15 protein-coding genes are annotated in these 18,753 nt (G+C 69.6%); 8 read left to right on the top strand and 7 right to left on the bottom strand.

Annotation, left to right across the window (positions count from 1 at the left end):
• Positions 1-5 precede the first annotated feature (5 nt).
• Complete coding sequence (aroF, locus tag V6D00_00600; protein HEY9897653.1) at positions 6-1,040, top strand: 3-deoxy-7-phosphoheptulonate synthase; 1,035 nt, start codon at positions 6-8, stop codon at positions 1,038-1,040.
• 3 nt (positions 1,041-1,043) lie between these two features.
• Positions 1,044-1,919, top strand: coding sequence for a prephenate dehydrogenase/arogenate dehydrogenase family protein (locus tag V6D00_00595; protein ID HEY9897652.1), 876 nt, complete (start codon positions 1,044-1,046; stop codon positions 1,917-1,919).
• Positions 1,920-1,989: 70 nt separating this feature from the next.
• On the opposite strand, the gene V6D00_00590 is transcribed toward V6D00_00595, so the two are convergent.
• Together V6D00_00590 and V6D00_00585 are read right to left on the bottom strand one after the other, a co-directional pair.
• Positions 1,990-3,807: an ABC transporter ATP-binding protein gene (locus tag V6D00_00590; protein HEY9897651.1), complete on the bottom strand. Its 1,818-nt coding sequence runs from the start codon at positions 3,805-3,807 to the stop codon at positions 1,990-1,992.
• Complete coding sequence (locus V6D00_00585; GenBank protein HEY9897650.1) at positions 3,804-5,561, bottom strand: ABC transporter ATP-binding protein; 1,758 nt, start codon at positions 5,559-5,561, stop codon at positions 3,804-3,806. Before V6D00_00585 ends, V6D00_00590 begins: the two co-directional genes overlap by 4 nt.
• 278 nt (positions 5,562-5,839) lie before the next feature.
• Between V6D00_00585 and V6D00_00580 the strand changes: the two genes are divergently transcribed.
• Positions 5,840-6,289, top strand: coding sequence for a DUF3465 domain-containing protein (locus tag V6D00_00580; GenBank protein ID HEY9897649.1), 450 nt, complete (start codon positions 5,840-5,842; stop codon positions 6,287-6,289).
• Between the two features lie 175 nt (positions 6,290-6,464).
• Here the strand turns inward: V6D00_00580 and V6D00_00575 are convergent, their stop codons facing one another.
• On the bottom strand, positions 6,465-7,094 hold the full coding sequence (locus V6D00_00575) for an MBL fold metallo-hydrolase (protein ID HEY9897648.1): 630 nt from the start codon (positions 7,092-7,094) through the stop codon (positions 6,465-6,467).
• Positions 7,095-7,200: 106 nt separating this feature from the next.
• Here V6D00_00575 and V6D00_00570 point away from each other — a divergent pair, with 106 nt between their 5' ends.
• On the top strand, positions 7,201-7,569 hold the full coding sequence (locus V6D00_00570) for an acyl-CoA thioesterase (protein HEY9897647.1): 369 nt from the start codon (positions 7,201-7,203) through the stop codon (positions 7,567-7,569).
• Positions 7,570-7,632: 63 nt separating this feature from the next.
• On the opposite strand, the gene V6D00_00565 is transcribed toward V6D00_00570, so the two are convergent.
• Positions 7,633-9,105 carry a leucyl aminopeptidase gene (locus tag V6D00_00565; GenBank protein ID HEY9897646.1) on the bottom strand — a complete coding sequence of 491 codons (1,473 nt, stop codon included), beginning with the start codon at positions 9,103-9,105 and terminating at the stop codon, positions 7,633-7,635.
• A 176-nt stretch (positions 9,106-9,281) separates the two neighbouring features.
• Between V6D00_00565 and V6D00_00560 the strand changes: the two genes are divergently transcribed.
• Together V6D00_00560 and V6D00_00555 are read left to right on the top strand one after the other, a co-directional pair.
• Entirely contained in the window at positions 9,282-10,859 is a 1,578-nt protein-coding gene (locus V6D00_00560; GenBank protein ID HEY9897645.1) for a PAS domain S-box protein, read from the top strand.
• Complete coding sequence (locus V6D00_00555) at positions 10,856-11,236, top strand: response regulator (protein HEY9897644.1); 381 nt, start codon at positions 10,856-10,858, stop codon at positions 11,234-11,236. The genes V6D00_00560 and V6D00_00555 overlap by 4 nt, the downstream gene beginning before the upstream one ends.
• Positions 11,237-11,242: 6 nt before the next feature.
• On the opposite strand, the gene V6D00_00550 is transcribed toward V6D00_00555, so the two are convergent.
• The 3 genes from V6D00_00550 to V6D00_00540 form a co-directional block, all read right to left on the bottom strand.
• Entirely contained in the window at positions 11,243-12,442 is a 1,200-nt protein-coding gene (locus tag V6D00_00550; protein ID HEY9897643.1) for a LysM peptidoglycan-binding domain-containing protein, read from the bottom strand.
• A 99-nt stretch (positions 12,443-12,541) separates the two neighbouring features.
• On the bottom strand, positions 12,542-13,420 hold the full coding sequence (locus tag V6D00_00545; GenBank protein ID HEY9897642.1) for an alpha/beta hydrolase: 879 nt from the start codon (positions 13,418-13,420) through the stop codon (positions 12,542-12,544).
• Positions 13,421-13,450: 30 nt separating this feature from the next.
• The gene (locus V6D00_00540; GenBank protein ID HEY9897641.1) at positions 13,451-15,160 is read right to left on the bottom strand and encodes a cyanophycinase; all 1,710 of its coding nucleotides are present in this window, start codon (positions 15,158-15,160) and stop codon (positions 13,451-13,453) included.
• A gap of 145 nt (positions 15,161-15,305) precedes the next feature.
• On the opposite strand from V6D00_00540, the gene glpK reads away from it, so the two are divergent.
• Positions 15,306-16,832, top strand: a complete 1,527-nt coding sequence (glpK, locus tag V6D00_00535; protein ID HEY9897640.1) for a glycerol kinase GlpK — start codon at positions 15,306-15,308, stop codon at positions 16,830-16,832.
• 21 nt (positions 16,833-16,853) lie between these two features.
• Positions 16,854-18,611, top strand: a complete 1,758-nt coding sequence (locus V6D00_00530; GenBank protein HEY9897639.1) for a glycerol-3-phosphate dehydrogenase/oxidase — start codon at positions 16,854-16,856, stop codon at positions 18,609-18,611.
• The last annotated feature ends 142 nt before the right edge of the window (positions 18,612-18,753 follow it).

Below are 18,753 nucleotides of genomic sequence, written 5' to 3'. Positions count from 1 at the left end.
TCCCCATGATCGTCGTGATGCGCGCGGACAGCACCGCCCAGGACCTCGCGGGCGTCGTCGCCCTGCTCGATCGCCAGGGCCTGAGCGCCCACGTCTCCCAGGGCGAGGCCCACACCATCGTGGGCGTGGTCGGCTCGCCGATCGACCATGGCGAGCTTTCCCCGGCGCTCGAGGCGCTCTCGGGCGTCGATCGGACGGTCAAGGTCTCCAAGTCGTACAAGCTGGCGAGCCGCCAGTTCCAGCCGGCGGACACCGTGATCGACGTGCGAGGCGTGAAGATCGGCGGCCCCGAGGTCGTGGTGATCGCAGGGCCCTGCTCGGCCGAGAGCGAGGAGCAGTGCCTGCGCATCGGCGACGCCGTCGCGAGCGCCGGCGCGCGCTTGTTCCGTGCGGGGGCCTACAAGCCGCGCACGAGCCCCTACGCCTTTCGCGGCCACGGCGAGGCGGGCCTCGAGATGCTCGCCAGGGTGCGCGAGACGATCGGGCTGCCCATCGTCACCGAGGTGCTGACGCCGGCTCACGTGGCGCTCGTGGCGAGCTACGCCGACGTCTTCCAGATCGGCGCGCGCAACATGCAGAACTACCTGCTGCTCGAAGAGGTGGGCCGCACGGAGGTGCCGGTCCTGCTCAAGCGAGGGCCTTCGGCGACGATCGAGGAGTGGCTGCTCGCGGCGGAGTACGTGATGGCGCAGGGCAACCGCAAGGTGATCCTGTGCGAGCGCGGCATCCGGACGTACGAGACGGCCACGCGCAACACCTTCGACGTCAACGCCGTGGCGTACGCCAAGCGCGAGACGCACCTGCCGGTGATCGCGGACCCGAGCCACGGCACCGGCGTGCGATCGCTGGTGTCGCCGGTGGGCCTCAGCGCGATCGCCGCCGGAGCCGACGGCCTGATCGTCGAGGTGCACCACGACCCGGACAAGAGCTGGTCGGACGCCGCGCAGGCCCTGGGGCTCGAGACCTTCGGCGAGCTGATGGCGAAGGGGGAGGCCGTCGCGCGCGCCGTCGGCCGCGACTGGGCGGGCGTGCCGGTCTAGCGGATGCGCGTCGCGCTCATCGGCCTCGGCCTCATCGGGGGCTCGCTGGGTCTGGCGCTGCGCGCCGAGCGGGCGGATATCGAGGTCGTCGGCTGGGACCTGGATCCCGCGAGCATCGCGCTCGCGCTCGCGCGCGGGGCGATCGCGCACGGGGCGCTGGATCCGCAGACGGCGGCGGCCGCGGCCGATCGCGTCGTGCTGGCGACCCCCGTGGGGGCCTTCCCTGCGATCTTCGCGGCGATCGCGCCGCGCCTTCGGCCGGGCGCCGTGGTCACGGACGTCGCGAGCACCAAGTCCGCGGTGAGCGCCTGGGCCGCGGCCACGGGCCTGAACTTCGTCGGCGGTCACCCCATGGCGGGAACCGAGCAGGTGGGAATGTCGCACGCGCGAGCGAACCTGTTTCGCGGCGCGACCTGGTGCGTCACGCCGGCGCCCGGCTCGGACCCCGCGGCGGTGCTTGCGGTCGAGGAGCTGGCGAGTGCCGTGGGCGCAAAGCCCATGCGGCTCGATCCGGCCACCCACGACGCGTTCGTGGCCGCCGTCAGCCACTTGCCCTTCCTGGCGTCGGCCGCGCTGGTCGCGCTGACGACCTCGGACCCGCGCTGGGCCGAGATGGCGCCCGTCGCGGCGACGGGCTACCGGGACGCGACGCGCCTGGCCTCGGGGAGCCCCGAGATGTACCGCGACATCTGCACCACCAACCAGGCGGCGATCGCCCCCTTGCTGCGATCGCTCGCCGCCACCTTGGCTTCGCTGGCCGATCGGCTCGACGAGCCCGAGGCAATGGAGGCGTTCTTCACCCGCGCGCGCGACGCACGCGCGGAATGGCTGGCAAGGCGGGGGCCCTTCGGCCCGCCAGGGCGATCGGGCCAGGCTTGAGATTGACGAGCGCTGGCTTCCCCGCCCCACCGAGGGGCGAGGAGACGTCATGAACTCAGCCAGGACTTGCTTAGCCAGCTTCTTGGAGGGCCTCGAACTGCAGGCGCCAGAGCTTGTGGTAGAGCCCCTCGCGCTTGAGGAGCTCCGCGTGGGTGCCCACCTCGCGGACCTCGCCCCGGTGCAGCACCACGATCCGGTCCGCGTGCTGGATGGTCGAGAGGCGGTGGGCCACGACGAGGGTGGTGCGCCCCGTGCTGAGGCGCGAAAGGGCCGCCTGGATCACCGCCTCGGTCTCGCTGTCGATGCTGGCCGTCGCCTCGTCCAGCACCAGGATCGCCGGGTCGAACGCGAGCGCCCGGGCAAAGGCGATCAGCTGCCGCTGGCCGGTCGAGAGGGTCGTCCCGCGCTCCGAGAGCACCGTCTCGTAACCCTTGGGCAGCTGCCGGATGAAGGCGTCGGCGCCGACCGCGCGAGCGGCCTCTTCCACCTGAGCGTCGGTGATCGTCGGGTCGTTCAGCCGGATGTTGCTGCGGATGTCGCCCGCGAACAGGAACACGTCCTGGAGCACGAAGCCGACCCCTCGCCGCAGGGTGGCCTGGGGCAGGTCGCGCACGTCGTGGCCGTCGAGGCGCACGCTCCCCTCCTGAACGTCGTAGAAGCGCGCCAGGAGGCTGAGAATCGATGATTTGCCCGCCCCGGTGTGGCCGACGAAGGCCACCGTCTCGCCGGGCTTGACCACGAAGCTCACGTCCTTGAGGACGGGGTGGCCCTCCTCGTAGGCGAAGTGGACGCGATCGAACTCCACCCCGCCCACCAGCCCCGGCGACGACACCGGGGAGGCGGCATCCTGGATGTCGCTCCGGGTGTCGAGGAGCTGGAAGATGCGCTCGGACGAGGCCATGGCCGATTGCAGGAGGTTGAACTTCTCGGCCAGCTCGTTGATCGGCTGGAAGAGCTGGCGCACGTAGCTGGTGAAGGCGTAGAGGGTGCCGAGCTGGAGGGCCCCCTGGGCGCTGAGCGCCCCGCCGCGCCACAGCACCAGGGCGAGCGCGAGGGCCCCCAAGAGGTCGAGGGCCGGCCGGAAGACGGCGAAGATCTGCAGGTGCAGCCACGTGGCCTCGAAGTACGAGGCGTTCACGGCGCGGAAGCCGTCAAGCTGCCGGTTTTCGCGGTTGAAGATCTGGATGGTGCGCATGCCCGACAGGTTCTCGGCGATGAAGGCGTTGACCCGCGCGAGGCGCGTGCGGTGCTCGCGGAAGTTCTCGCGCGCCAGCCGCCTGAAGAACGCGACCACCGCGACCACCAGCGGGACGACCCCGCACGTCACCCACGCGAGGCGCGCATCCAGCCAGAACAGCATCCCGAGGATGCCCGCGATCGAGAAGCAGTCGCGAAAGAGGTTGACGAGCACGCTCGTGTACATCTCGTTGAGGGTCTCGGTGTCGTTGGTGACGCGGGTGACCAGGCGGCCCACCGGATTGGCGTCGAAGTAGGAGAGCGAGAGCTTCTGGAGGTGAGCGAAGACGTCCTGCCGGATCCGGTAGATGATGCGCTGGCCCGCGCTCTGCAAGAGCCAGGTCTGAACATACGAGACGCCGAAGCTCGAAACCAGGAGCGCCGCGTAGGTCCCGACCAGCCACCAAAGCCGGGCGATCGCCTCGCCCCGCCCCGCCACCTCGAGCTTTTCCGCAGGCAGGATCACCTGGTCGATGGCGAGCTTGACCAGGTAGGGCTGGGCGAGCTGGGCCGCGCTCAGGAAGGCGAGCAGCCCGACGCACAGTGCGAGGGTGCGGGCGTGGGGCCTGGCATAGGCCAGAAGCCGGCGCATCAGCTCCGCGTCGTAGCCCTTGGCGAGACTCTCCTCTTCGTGGAAGTTGCGGCGGCTCATGCATCCTCCGTGGCGAGGGTGGCCTCGAGCGCCTGGCGCTCGTAGATCCGGCGGTACTCGCCGCCCAGGGCGAGCAGCTCGGCGTGCGTCCCGCGCTCGATCACCCGTCCTGCTTCGAGCAGCAGGATCTCGTCGGCGTGCTGCAGGGCCGAGACGCGGTGCGAGGCGATGATCGTGGTGCGGCGCTCGGCGTGCCGCTTGAGGGCCGAGAGCAGGCGCGCCTCGGTGTGAGTGTCGACCGCCGAGAGGCAGTCGTCCAGGACCAGCACGCTCGCATGCTTCAAGAGGGCGCGGGCGATGCCGACCCGCTGGCGCTGGCCGCCCGAGAGGGTGATGCCGCGCTCGCCGAGCACGGTCGAGAAGCCGCGGGGCATGGCATCGATCTCGCCCTCGAGCTGGGCGGCGGCCGCCGCGGCGCGCACGGCCCCGGCGTCATGGGGGGCGGGGTCGAAGGCCACGTTGGCCTCGAGGGTGTCCGAGAAAAGGAACGCGTCCTGGGGCACGTAGGCGATCGCCCCGCGCAGGGCCGAAAGCGAGAGGTCGTTCACGTCGTGGCCGTCCAGCAAGACCGTGCCCGCGGGCGGGTCGTAGGCCCTCACCAGGAGGTTGGCGAGCGTGGTCTTGCCGCTGCCCGTGCGGCCGATGAGGCCGAGGGTCTTGCCCGGGGGCACCTGGACCGAGAGGCCGTCCAGGGCGCTCGGCAGGTCCGGGGCGTAGCGGAAGGTGAGGTCCCGGATCGAGAGGCCCCCCTCGATCCGCTGCGGGGCGCGCACCTGGGCGCCGTCCCTCACCTCGGGGACCTCGTCGAGGATGGCCTGGATGCGCTCCATGCTGGCGGTGGCGCGCTGGGCGAGGTTCACCACCCAGCCGAGGGCCAGCATGGGCCAGACCAGCATCCCCAGGTAGCTATTGAAGGCGATGAAGCGACCGAGCGAGAGCTCGCCGCTCATGACCAGCGACCCGCCGTAGCCGAGGGCGATGACCGCGCTCAGCCCGGAGAGAAAGGTGATCATCGGGTCGGTGAGCGCCTGGAGGCGCGTCATGTGCATGTAGCGGTCGTAGTAGGCCTGGTTGACGGCCCCGAAGCGCTCCTCTTCGGCTGCTTCCTGGACGAAGGCCTTGACCACCCGCACCCCCGAGAGGTTCTCCTGGACCCGCTCGGACAGGGTGCCGAAGGTGGCCTGCACCTCCTTGAAGCGGTGGTGGATGGTGCTCGCGAGGCGCCACTGGATCAGGGCGAGGACGGGCAGGGGGATCATGGCGGCGAGGGTGAGGCGCCAGTCGATGGCCCCGGCCATGGTGACGACGGTCAGCGCCAGCATGATGGTCGTGTCGAAGCCCGCCATCACCCCCTCGCCCAGGAGCCCCCGGATCGCGTTGAGGTCGTTGGTGGCGTGGGCCATCAGGTCGCCGATGGTGCGGCGCTGGTAGAAGCCGCTTGAGAGCGAGAGCAGGTGCTTGAAGAAGCGCTCGCGCAGCGCGAACTCGATGGTGCGGGCCGTCCCGAAGATGGCCATGCGCCAGGCGTAGCGGAAGACGGCGACGACGATCGCGACGCCGAGCACCATGAGGCCGAACCTCAGCGCGCCGGCCGCGTCGATGCCGCGCGCGCGGGCCGCGTCGATGAACTGCCCGATGAGCCAGGGGATGCCGAGGTTGCCGAGGTCGGTCACCAGCAGGGCGCCGAATCCCAGGGCGTAGCGGCCCCGGTGGGGCCAGGCCAGACCGGCGATCCGGCGCAGTTGTCGTCGCACGCCGTCATTCCTTGCTAGGGCAGGTGCTGCCGCTCGGAGTCGTCTCTCAATGACAGGCCATTGTACCCGCTGCTTGGCGGTCCAAAAACCCCCGAGCAGAGAGACGATGGCGCTCGCGGTCCTGACCCCGACGCCGAGCCGGATCTCGCTCTTCGTCCTTGAACAAATCATGGCCAATTGTTAATCAGCCGTTATCCAAGCGGGCGCAAGGATGCCGCATGGGCAGGCGATAGATCCCCCAACAGCGCAAGTTTTTCACTCACCAGAAGGGGGTTCTCATGGGTCTTCATCGCGTTTGGCGCTCCGCGTCAGTCCTGGCCGCCATCGTGGCGCTCGCCGGTTGCGGATCGCCCGCGACCACCGCGACGTTCTCGACGGCCCAGACGTCCTCGATCGTCGAGGCCAAGGCGGTCCCCGTCGCGTCGGCCTTCGACACGATCACCGCCACGGTCACGGAGATCCTCCCCGCGGACAGCCACGGCCTGCCCCACCAGAACTTCATCGTCTCCGAGATCAGCCCCCGCCAGGGCCTCAAGGTCGAGGTCAACAACGACACCAAGTACGGCTCCGAGGTCAAGGGCCTGAAGGTCGGCATGAAGCTCGTGATCAAGGGCGTGCGCTACCACGACGACAAGCGGGACAAGGACGGCATCCACTGGACCCACAAGGCCACCAAGGCTGGAGATGCGGGTTACATTCAGACTCCCGACGGCAAGAAGTACGAGTAGCGATCGCGCCGAAGCGTGAACGGGGACCCGGCCGAATTGGCCGGGTCCCCGTTCACGCGGGGTGAGGACTGATCGTCGCGCGCGCCTTCGTGGAAGCCTACGCCCCCGGCCTCATGACGATCGAACGACCGACGGCCGTCCAAGCAGATAGTGGTGAAGCGAAAGCACGTTCCGCTTAGCCCTGGAGGAACGGGTTCGATTTGCGCTCCTCGCCGATGGTGGTGGCCGGGCCGTGGCCCGGGATCACGACCGTGTCGTCGTCGAGCGAAAGCAGGCGCTCGTGAATCGAGCGCATGATCGTGGGGAAGTCGCCGCCCCACAGGTCGGTGCGGCCGATGCCCCCCGCGAACAGGGTGTCGCCGGTCAGGACCAGCTTGCGATCGCCCACGTGCAGGCAGATGCTGCCCGGGGTGTGGCCGGGGGTGTGCATGACCTCGCCCGTGCCCTGCCCCCATTCGAGGCGCTCGCCGTCCTTGACCAGCCGGTCCGGCTCGGGGGGCGACGCGAGGGTCATCCCGAAGAGGCGCCCCTGCATGGGGACGCTCCGGTACAGCTCCAGGTCGCCCTCGTGCAGCGAAATTTCGCCGCCGCGCGCCTCCTTGAGCGCGCCGGTGGCGAGCAGGTGGTCGAAGTGGGCGTGGGTGTGCAGGATGCGCGTGACCTTCAGCCCGTGCCGGTCCAGGACCTCCTGGATGAGTTCGAGGTCCCCGCCCGGGTCGACCACCACGGCCTCTCTTGTCTCGGGGCAGCCAATGACGGTGCAGTTGCAGCCCAGGGGGCCGACGGGGAAGGTCTCGACGATCATGGGAAGGGCCTTTCGGGGGAAAAACGCGTCACGTCTCGATTCTATCGAATCCCATCGGGGATGCTCTATGATAGCAGGCGGACAACCCCATTCAGGAGACTTCCCCATGAGCAACCAGCAGCCCGCCATCCGCGTCATGTTGATGCCCAAGGACACCAACGCCTTCGGCACCATCTTCGGCGGGGTGATCCTCAGCTATATCGACATCGCAGGCGCCATCGAGGCCCGCCGTCACACCCGCCACCGCGTCGTCACCGTCGCCATGCGCGAGGTGGTCTTCCACCAGCCCGTCTACGTGGGCGACAACGTGAGCTTCTACACCTCGCTGGTCAAGACCGGCAAGACCTCGATCACCGTCAAGGTCACGGTCGAGGCCCAGCGCGTCTCGGACCCCAGCGTCACGGTGAAGGTCACCGAGGCCGAGACGGTCTTCGTGGCCATCGACGACGAGGGCAAGAAGACGGCCATCGCCTAGGCGGCCGCCGAGACTTTCAGCAAGACGGCCCCCGCGGATCGCGGGGGCCGTCTTGCGGGTAACCTACGCCCGCGCGCTCAGGAAATCCACCAACAGGCGGACACCGTGGCCGGTGCCGCCCTTGGGCTCGTAGGGGCGAGGCGCGTCGAGCCAGGAGGGCCCGGCGATGTCCAGGTGCGCCCAGGGGCGCTCGCCCGCGAACTTCTCCAGGAACTTCGCCGCGTTGATCGCGTCTCCGCGCCGGGGATCCGCGTTCTTGAGATCGGCGATGTCGCTCTCGGCGCGATCGGCGTAAGCCTCCCAGGTGGGCATGGGCCACACCCGCTCGCCCGTCGCCTGGCCCGACTGGTAGAGGCCGTCGCTGAGCGCCTGGTCGTTGCTGAAGAGGCCCGTGACGTGGCCGCCGAGCGCCACGATGATCGAGCCGGTGAGCGTCGCCAGGTCGATGGTGGCCTTGGGGTCGTAGTGCTTGTCGGCGTAGGCCAGGGCGTCCGAGAGGACGATGCGGCCCTCGGCGTCGGTGTCGATGACCTCGACCGTCAGGCCCTTGTAGCTCGTGAGGATGTCGCCCGGGCGGTAGGCGCTGGCTCCGGGCATGTTGTCGGTGCTCGCGATGAGGGCCACCACGTTGACGGGGACCGAGAGGTCGCTGAGCGCGCGGATGGTGCCGAGCACCGCGGCGGCGCCGGCCATGTCGGACTTCATCTCCTCCATGCCGCCGGCGGGCTTGATGCACAGGCCGCCCGCGTCGAAGGTCAGGCCCTTGCCGACCAGCGCGTAGGGCTTGTCGCCTGGCTTGCCGCCCATGTACTCGACCACGATGAAGGCGGGGGGCTCGGTGGAGCCGGCGTTGACGCCGAGCAGGCAGCCGAAGCCCATGGCCTGGAGCTCCTTCTTGCCGAACACCCGGCTCGAGAGGCCGCGCGAGACCGCCATGGCGGTGGCCTCGGTCGCGAGGTTCGTGGCCGTCAGCTTGTTGCCGGGACGGTTGACGAGGGTGCGCGCCCAATTGACCGCCTCGCTCAGGAGCCGGCCCTTGCGAAGCGCCGCCTCGGCCTCGGGCGTCACGGCAACAAGCGAAAGGGTCAGGTGCGAGAGGCTCGCCTTGTCAGCGGCGCTGCGGCACTCGTCGAAGGCGTAGAGGGCGAGCTCGGCGCCCTCCGCCACGGTCTGCACCAGGGCCCTCGTGTCGGCCCATTCGAGCCCCGCGAGGGCGGCACGCGAGGCCTTGAGGTCATTGGCGGCCTTGACGCCGCTGCCCGCCGCCTGGCGGATCTTCTCGAGGGTCAGCTCCGAGCGCTTGCCGAGGCCGAGCAGCACGAGGCGCTTGATGTCGCCCTGGAGATAAAGGGGGAAGGTCTCGTTGAGCTCCGGCTTGAAGTCGCCGAGCGCCAGCAGATTCGAGACCGCGCCGCCGAAGGCCGCGTCGATCGCCTTGGCGGCGGTCGAGAGGGCCTTGTCGTCCTCGTGGAGACCGAGGATGAGGGTGTCGACGGGCAAGGCGGCCACGGGGCCGGCGTTAAGCTGGATGTTCACTTGGGTTAATCCTCCGTTAGGGCGAGCGTTCAATTTTAACATACGCCGAGGGCTCTGCCCGGTCCGGGGGAGGCACACGCTGACTTGACCGCACCGCCACGGCATGGGATCGTATCCGGTTGTTTCCGGCCCGGCGGGGCGATGGGCCGGCGCCAATGGGCCCAAGGAGGAGCGCGATGACGATGCGAAGCCACCCCGCTCATGCGGCCGAGCTCGAAGCCGTCTTGAAGGCGAGGGACATCCGGGCCGATGCCGAGCTCGAATCGCTCGAACAGGCGCTTCTCGAGCGGGACCAGGCCCTGTCCGCCCTCCAGGATCTGCACGATCGCTACGAGGCGCTGCTGCGGGCTCAGAGCGAGGTCGGCGAGTGCTTCGCCATCGTCCGTGATTCGCGGATCATCTACGCCAACGAGGCCTACTGCGCGCTGACGGGCTTCTCTTCCGAGGAGCTGCTCGCGCTTCCCGACGTGGGCGATCTGCTTCATTCGAGCGTCCGGGACTCCTACCAGGCGCATGTCTCGTGCCGGGATCCCGAAGCGCCGATCAAGGACCGCTACGAGACCCTGCTTGCGCGCAAGGACGGCACCCCCGTCGAGGTCGAGGTCGTCGTCCGGGGGACGCAGGCGGGTCCGTACGCGCTGCATTTCACCATCATCCGCGAGATCACCGAGAAGAAGCGGGCCAGTGAGCGCCTGCGCGAGAGCGAGGCGCGCTATCGCCTGCTCTTCGAGCACAGCAGCGATGCGGTGCTGATCGCCTCTCCCGAGGAGGGGGTCCTGACCGCCAACCCCGCCGCCTGCAAGGTCTTCGGCTACACGGTCGAAGAGTTCCGCCGCCTGCGCCGCGCTCAGCTGGTGGACGCGAGCGATCCGCGCTTCACCGACGCGGCCGTCGCGCGCGAGCTGACCGGCCAGTTCCGAGGCGAGCTGACGCTCATCCGCAAGGGCGGTGAGCGCTTTCCGGCGGAGGTCGCCTCGGCGAGCTTCGAGGACCAGGACGGGCGCCTCACCAGCGGCATGATCATCCGCGACATCACCGAGCGCCGCATGGTCGAGCGCATGAAGGACGAGTTCATCTCGGTGGTCAGCCACGAGCTGCGGACCCCTTTGACCGCGCTGCGCGGGGCTCTGGGCCTGCTGAGCGGCGACCGGCTCGGTTCCTTGTCGGCGCAGGGCGATCGCATGCTCGCGATCGCCCTCGGCAACGCGGAGCGCCTGATGCGGCTGGTCAACGACATCCTGGACGTGGAGCGAATGGCCACGGGCCACTTGGCGCTCGCGTTCGCAGAAGTGGACGCGGGGGCCCTCCTCATCCGGGCGGCGGAGGCCATGCGGGCGCTGGCGCTGGAGGCCGAGGTCACGCTCGAGGTGCGCCCCGTGGCACACGGGGTGAGAGCCGACGAGGATCGCATCATGCAGGCCCTCACCAACCTGCTCTCCAACGCCATCAAGTTCTCGCCGCCGGGGGGCATCGTGACCCTGGGCGCGGAGCCCCAGGGCGACCTGCTTCGCTTCTCGATCGCCGACGAGGGGCGCGGCATCCCCTTCGAGATGCAGGAGGCCGTCTTCGAGCGCTTCCGGCAGGTGGACGCCTCGGATTCGCGCGAGAAGGGGGGGACCGGCCTCGGGCTTCCCATCTGCCGCAGCATCGTCGAGCAGCACGGCGGCCGGATCTGGGCCGCGAGCCGCGTCGGGGCGGGCAGCACCTTCCACTTCACCCTGCCCCGGGTGGCTCGAGGAGAAAACCAGCCGTGAGCGACCGAACGGTCCTCATCGTGGACGACGAGCCCGACATCCGGGAGATTGCCGCCCTCTGCTTCGAGCTCGCCGGGGGCTACCGGGTGCTGAGCGCGCGCTCGGGCCAGGAGGCCATCGCCGTGGCGCGAGCGGAGCAGCCGGAGGCCGTCCTCATGGACGTCATGATGCCCGAGATGGACGGCCCCACGCTCGTGCGTCACCTCCGAGCCGACACGGCGACCGCGCGGATCCCGGTGGTGCTGCTGACGGCCAAGGCGCTGCCCCAGGACCGGTACGACCTGCAGGCCATGGGGGTCCAGGGGGCCATCGTCAAGCCGTTCGACCCGCTGCGCCTGGTGGCCTCGGTGGAGGAGGCTCTGGGCTGGGGGGTCTGACCCCGGCTAGGCGTTGCTGATCCGGCCGAAGCCGAGGACGTTGTCCAGCGAGTTGCCGATGGCGCGCTCGCGGGCGGGCAGGTTGAAGTCGTACGACTCCCTGATGCGGGTCGGGCGGCCCTGGCCGTCGACCTCGGTCACCACGGCCACGTGGTCGGGCCCCGGCCCGCCGTCCCAGCTGAAGAACACGGTGTCGCCGACCCTGGCGCCGGAGTTGCCCTTGACGTAGGTCTGGTGCTCGCGGAAGTACTGGATCATCGAGGGGCAGTAGTGGGGGTTCATCCCCAGCCGCTTCATGACGCCGTTGAGGTCGAAGCCGGCGCGGCGGTTGGCATCGCAGACGAAGTCGGCGCAGCAGCCCACCTTGTCGGGCGAGTGATAGTACCTGTCCGTGAGGTTGGGCGGGTACTTGTAGCCGCTGTCGATGAGGGCATCCGCCTGCGAGGCGACCTTGCCGCCGAAGCCGCTCGGCGTGCTCGCCGAGGGGGCGGAAGGGGCCGCGCTCCTCGCGCCCTGGGGCAGCTTGAGGACCTGCCCCTCGCGGATGACGTTGGGGTTCGCGATCTGGTCCTTGTTGAGCTCGTAGATCTCGGGCCAGCGGTTGCCGTCGCCCAGGGCGCGCTGGGCGATCCCCGAGAGGGTGTCGCCGCTGCCGACGGTGTAGGTCCCGCCGGAGGCCGCGGGGGGCTTCGGAGCCGGGGCGCTCGGGGCAGGGGCGCTCGTGTTCGCGCCGCCGGGCAGCTTCAGGACCTGGCCGGGGTGGATGACGTCGGGGTTCGAAAGCTGGTCCTTGTTGAGCTCGAAGATCTCGGGCCAGCGGTTGCCGTCGCCCAGGGTGCGCCTGGCGATCGCCGAGAGGGTGTCGCCCTCCACCACCGTGTGGGTCTTGGCCGCAGGAGCGGGCTGCGGTGCGGGAGCGGGCTGGGGCGCAGGCTGAGCGGGCGCGGCGGGCTCGGGCTTCTTGCCGAAGAGCTTTTCCATCAGCGCGTGGAAGTGGCTGACGACGTCCTTGAAGAGGTTCTGGGCCTCGGGCGGCACGACGGCCGGCGCCGGCTGGGCGGGCTGGACGCTCGGAACGTAGGTGTCCTGGCCGAGGCCGGGCGCGGGGGCCTGCGGCTGCGCGGCGGTCAGGACGTCGAGCTGGTTCAGCAGCTGGCGATAGCCTTCGGCGGTGGCGGGAGTCGGGCTGGATTTGATCGTCGTCATCAGGAGACCTCGCGCGAACAGGTACCTTGATGGTTGTCCGGGATCCCCCCCGAAATTCGATAAAGATGCGGTAATGAAAGCCTTAAATCAAAGCCTCGCTCACCCCTGCCGGGACAGCCATCCCAGGAGCTCCCCATCGAAGGCCTCCGGCTCTTCGTACTGCGGCGTGTGGCCGCTGCGCTGGAAGAGGCGCAGCGTGAGGTCCTTGAACTTCGAGCGGAGCGGGTTCCAGGTGAAGTGCGGCGGCACGAGGAAGTCGTAGAGGCCGAGACCGAGAAACACCGGCTTGTCGAACGCGTCCAGGCCGCGCGCGATGTCGATGTCCCGGAAGACCGTGCCCCACACGTGGTCGAACATGGCCATGTTGACGTCGACCCCTTCCCACAGCGGGGCCGCGTCGAAGTCGTGATCGAACCAGCTTCGCGCCCCCAATCTGACGCAGAAGGTGATGAAGCGCTTCTCCGGAGCCGCCTCGATCTCGGCGGGCAGGAGGCGAAGATCCCGCTCGAGCGTCGCTTTGCGCTCCGGGGCGACCAGGTCCTCGAAGTACCGATCCGCGGCCCGCGAGCTGGCCTCGCCGTAGTCGGGCCCAGCCCCGATCAGGACGACGTGGGAGACGTGCTGCGGATATTTCTTGGCGTACTCGAGCGCCATGAAGGCGTGGCCGGAATGACCGATGACCACGATGCGCCCGAGGCCGAGCTCCTGCCTGACCCGTTCGACGTCGTCGAGCAGCAGGTCCAGCTCGAAGGCGGCGGTGTCGGTCGTCCTCGCTTCCGGCGCGAAGCCCCGGTGGTCCATGAACACCAGTCGCAGGTGTTCGCGCAGGCGCTGCGAGAAGGTTCGAGGGTAGTAGATCGCGCTGCCGATCACGATGGCGGGGCGGCCCTCTCCTTCGATGACGTAGCGCAGCTGGAAGCCGCCGGACTCGATAATGCCGCTTTCGGTCGGCATGCGCGGGGTCTCGCCTGTCTTCATTTCGCGTTCCTTACGACGTCGGAAGGGGGGTTAGAATCGCGCCTCGCGCCGGATGAGGTCGTACGAGCCGTTGGCCGGCACCACCGAGAGCGACATTCCCGTGATGCCGGAGGGGCCCGGCGAATCCTCGGGGGCGAGCTTGAAGCCCGTGGCGTCCTTGGCTTCGAGGAACATGACCTGGCTGGTGCCGAAGACGGTGGCCTGGCCGCCCGATATGGTGAGGGCGTTGTCGGGCGAGAGGCCGACGGCCAGCGAGCGGCTGCCCCGGATCGACGAGCGCACGAGTCGCTCGACCGCGTCCGTGGTCCAGAACGCCTTGTCCACCACGGCGGACGGCAGGATGCCGAGCCCCGGCAGCGAGAGGTAGTCGTTGGAGCCGGGCGCCCCGAAGATCGCATGGGTGCCGAAGAGGCGCACGCCGTTGCCCGCGGCCCCCATGGGCATGCGGTTGCCCGCGTCGATCACGACCTGGGCGAGACGCCCCTGGTTGGCGAGCAGGGCCTTCAAGAGGCTCGCGCGGCCGTCCTCGAGCATGAAGATGCCCGTGGCCTGCTGGAGGGCCAGGGCGAGGCCCTGCTCCGAGAGCTCGATGGACTGGTAGTTGACCACCTGGGCCGCGCCCAGGCGCATCAGGTGGGTCTTCCACATGCGCGCGCCCTGGGTGGCGCCCTCGCCGGTGAGGAGCAGGATGCGGGCCTGGCTTCCGCCGCTGGCGCGCACGAAGTCCGAGATGGGCGGCGATTGCTTGGGGGGGGTGTCGCTGCCCGCCAGCGCGATGTAGGGCGTGCGCGGGGGCTGCCCCTGGGCTTGAGCGAGCGGTTCCTCTTCCTGGATCGTCTTCCACTTGCGCAGGTAGGTCTTGCCTGGGATCAGGCGGTGGTACGAGACCCTGCCGATGGCCAGCGGGTTGCCGGGGCCCACCGTCTCGGCGTTGCTCGCGCTCACCTTGTCGGTCTCGAGGACGGTGACCGCGCCTGTCCCGATCGCCTGGATGGTGTCGTTGGTGACGATCGCAGCCGTCCCCTCGTCGATGCCGAGGCCGGTGTAACCCTGGTTGCTCGCGATCGCGAGCACCAGGCGCCCGAGGCGCTGCTGCTCGGTGAAGTGGGTGTCGACGATCAGGTTGTCCCACAGGTTGAGCCCGGGGCGCAGCTCCAGGCCGGGCATCCCCTGGCTGTCGCGGCTGAAGCCGTTGAGCAGCGCGCCGCGGCTGCTGCCGTTGGCGATGAACTCGGGGCCCCAGACCATGGCGCCCGCGCTGGTGCCCGCGATGAGCGCGGCGCGCTGCCAGGCGGTCTGGATGGAGCCGTGGACCGCGGTGTTGGTGAGGGTGTTGACCAGGCGGTTCTGGTCGCCGCCGGTGAAGTAGAGCAGATCGGCCCGGCCGATGACCTTGACCGGCTCCAGCTCGTTGGCGCCGTCCCGGTCGGGGATGGGCAGGCTGTCCACGTCCTGCACCCCCGCCCCCAGGAAGTATTGCTTGTAGGCGAGCCCGCTCTCGGAAGGGGCGCCCGAGGCGGTGGGCATCACCACCACGTGCTTGTCCTTGCCGCCCGCGAGCTGCAGCACGGTCGAGACGATCTCGGCGCGCTCGGGGCCGCCGCCGATGGCGACGAACACGCCGCTCTTGACCTGCGCGGCAGCCGGCGCGACGGCCGTGAGCGAAAGAGACGCCAGCGCGACGAGCGCGCAGGCGCGGCCCGCGCGAGGCCCCCTCGGTTGAAACCCGGATGTGCTCAAACCGTCTCCTTTGTGGCTGTCCCGATGGCTCGATTATAACAAGGATGCGGAAATTAGGGCCAAGCTGGCCCAAAGGGACCATACCCCGCGACGATTTGCTCTAAAATGAAAGGGCCCGCCACGCCATCGCCCAAGAGGAGGCCTCATGACCGCGCGCTACGTCCTGGCCATCGATCAAGGCACCACCGGCTCCACCGTCCTGCTCTTCGACCGCGACGGCCGCGTGGCGGGCCGCGCCTATCGCGAGGTGACCCAGCACTACCCCCAGCCCGGCTGGGTCGAGCACGACGCCTCCGAGATCTGGCGGGGGGTGCAGGAGGCCATCGACACCTGCCTCCAGGCCGCGGGCGCCACGAGCGATGCGATCGCCGGCATCGGCATCACCAACCAGCGCGAGACGGTGGTGGTCTGGGACCGCGAAACGGGCGAGCCGGTGCACCGGGCGATCGTCTGGCAGTGCCGCCGCACCGCGGGAATGTGCGACGCCCTGCGCCAGGAGGGGCTGGTCGACTTCTTCGCCTCCAAGACCGGCCTGGTGCTGGACGCCTACTTCTCGGGCACCAAGCTTGCTTGGCTGCTCGACCGGATGCCGGGGCTGCGCGAACGCGCCGAGCGCGGCGAGGTCCTCTTCGGGACCATCGACTCCTACCTGCTCTGGCGCCTCTCGGGCGGCGCGCGCCACGCGACGGACTTCTCCAACGCCAGCCGCACCATGCTCTTCAACCTCTCGACCCTCGACTGGGATCCCGAGATCCTGGAGCGCCTCGTCATCCCCCGGGCCATGCTGCCCGAGGTCCTGCCCAACAGCGGCGAGTTCGCCCGCACCGTGGCCCACGGCCGCCTGGGAGCCGGAATCCCCGTTTCGGGGATGGCGGGCGACCAGCAGGCGGCCCTCTTCGGGCAGCGCTGCTGGGAGGAGGGGATGGGCAAGAACACCTATGGCACCGGCTGCTTCCTGCTGGTCAACACGGGCGATCGCCCCATCTTCAGCCGCAATCGCCTCCTGACGACCATCGCCTGGCAGATCGGCGGCAAGACGGTCTACGCCCTGGAGGGCAGCGTCTTCTCGGCAGGAGCCACCATCCAGTGGCTGCGCGACGGGCTGGGCCTCATCTCGAGCGCCTCGCAGACCGAGGCCCTGGCGCGCTCGGTGCCGGACACGGGCGGGGTCTACCTGGTGCCGGCGTTCGTCGGCCTGGGTGCTCCCCACTGGGACCCGTACGCGCGCGGCACCATCGTGGGGATCACCCGCGGCACCACCCGGGCGCACCTGGTGCGCTCGGCCCTCGAGTCCATCGCCTTCCAGAGCGCCGATCTCATCGAGGGGATGCAGGCGGACACGGGCCGCGCCATCCGCGAGCTGCGGGTGGACGGGGGGGCCAGCGCCAACGACTTCCTGATGCAGTTCCAGGCGGACGTGCTGGGCCTGCCCGTTCGCCGGGCGGCCGTCGTCGAGAGCACGGCCTGGGGGGCGGCGATGCTCGCGGGCCTTGGCGTCGGCTTCTGGCAAAGCCCGGAGGCCATCCCGGCGCCTGCGGGCCTCATGACCTTCGAGAGCGCCATGGCCGAAGCGTCGCGCGCTCCTTTGCGCGCGGCCTGGAAGCGCGCCGTTTCGCGCTCGCGCGACTGGGTCCTCCATGAGGAGGACGGCGTCCGCGAGCCCATCGCGTAATTTTAGGGGAATAGTGCTTCAATGCTGAGCCGTGAACTGTCCGCCACCTCGCGCCGAGTGACTCTCGAGCGCCTTTCCAAGGAGAGCTGGGACCTGCTGGTCGTCGGCGGGGGCATCACCGGGGCGGGGGTCGCCCTCGAGGGCGCCCTGCGCGGCCTGAAGGTGGCCCTCATCGAGCGCGGCGACTTCGCGGGCGGCACCAGCAGCAAGAGCTCCAAGCTCCTGCACGGGGGCCTGCGCTACCTCGAGCACGCCGAGCTGGGCCTGGTCCACGAGGCCCTGAGCCAGCGCAACAAGCTCTTCCGCCACGCGCCGCACCTGGCCAAGGAGCTGCAGTTCCTCTACCCGATCTACGCCGAGTACGGCGGCTTCGGCCTCTCGACCATGGACCTGGGGCTGTGGCTCTACGACGGCCTCGCGAGCGCCTCGGAGTTCCGGCTGGGGCGCCTGCACCACAAGCTGAAGCCCAGGGAGGCGGTGGGCAAGGAGCCCGTCCTGCGCGTGGAGGGCATGCGCGGCGCCCTGTCGTACGTCGACGGCCTGACCGAGGATGCCCGCATGAACCTCGAGACGATCAAGTCGGCGGCGCTCTGGGGGGCGGCGATCGCGAACCACGCCGAGGTCGAGTCCTTCGCGAAGGGCCCCGACGGCAAGCTTTCGGGCGTGGTGGTGCACGATCGCCTGGGGGGCCAGCGCCTGAGGGTCCATGCCCGCCGGGTGATCAACGCGACCGGCCCCTGGGTGGATCGCCTCAACCGCCTGGACGACCCCGAGGCCAGGCCGCGCCTGAAGCCGACCAAGGGCATCCACGTCGTCACCCGCAAGATCACCGACGCGGCGATCGTGATCAAGAGCGCGGACACGTCCGACCCCAAGAAGAAGCGCCTGATGTTCGTCATCCCCTACGGCGATCGCACGATCATCGGGACGACGGACACCGCCCACCCGGAAAAGGGCGAGGGCGATTCGTACCTGGACGACGACATCTACGCGAGCCCCGACGAGATCCGCTACGTGCTGGAGGCGGCGAACGCCGCCTGCCCGGGGGCGCACCTGACGCCCGACGACGTGATCGCGACCTTCGGCGGCTGGCGGCCCCTGATCGCGCCCGAGGGCGAGGGCGTCAGCGAGTCGGACATCTCGCGCGAGCACGAGATCTTCACCACCCCCTCGGGCCTCATCTGCGTGGCAGGGGGCAAGTACACGACCTTCCGGGCCATGGCGCGCCAGGTCGTGGAGGTCGCCATCAAGAGCCTGCGCGCGGAGGCCTGGCTCGCGCCCTTGACGGACCGGCACTGCGACGACGTGCCCCTCTCGGGCGGCGACGTCCCGGGCGGCAGCTTCGAGGCGTACATGCAGTACGCGCTCGCGACCCATCCCCGGGTGGAGCCTTCTCTCATCCGCACCCTCATCGGGCGCTACGGCACCAACTACCTGGTGGTGCTGTCCCTGATGGACGCGGATCGCGGCCTGGACCGCAGGATCTCGGGCCTGAGCCCCGAGACGCCGCTGTTGCGCTCGGAGGTCGCTTACTTCGTGCGCTTCGAGCTGGCCATGACCCTCCAGGACGTCATGATGCGCCGGACGCGCCTGAACCTGCTCGATGCCGACCAGGGCCTGGGCGCCGTCGACGAGATCGCCGCGGTGATGAGCGGCAGCCTGCAGGCCCTCGAGGGCTGGACCGAGGAGGCCCGCGCCGCCTGGGTCGAAAAAGAGGTGGCGGCGTACCGCGCCGAGATCGAGCGCGCGCGCGCGACGACGAAGGGCGTGCACGCTTAGCGTCCGGCTTCCCCGCCCCCCGGTGGGGCGGGGTTAGGGTGAACGTCTAACGAAACTGTTCAATCAAGCCGCTTACAGCGGCCACCACAACACATGCCTGGTTTTGTTAGATGGGAGGGGTGGGGGGATCTCATCGTTCCGA

Origin of the sequence: Pantanalinema sp. (assembly GCA_036704125.1) — a bacterium.
GTDB lineage: Bacteria > Cyanobacteriota > Sericytochromatia > S15B-MN24 > UBA4093 > JAGIBK01.
The sequence above is the reverse complement of the archived record's forward strand: the minus strand, read 5'-3'. Positions and strand labels throughout refer to the sequence as shown.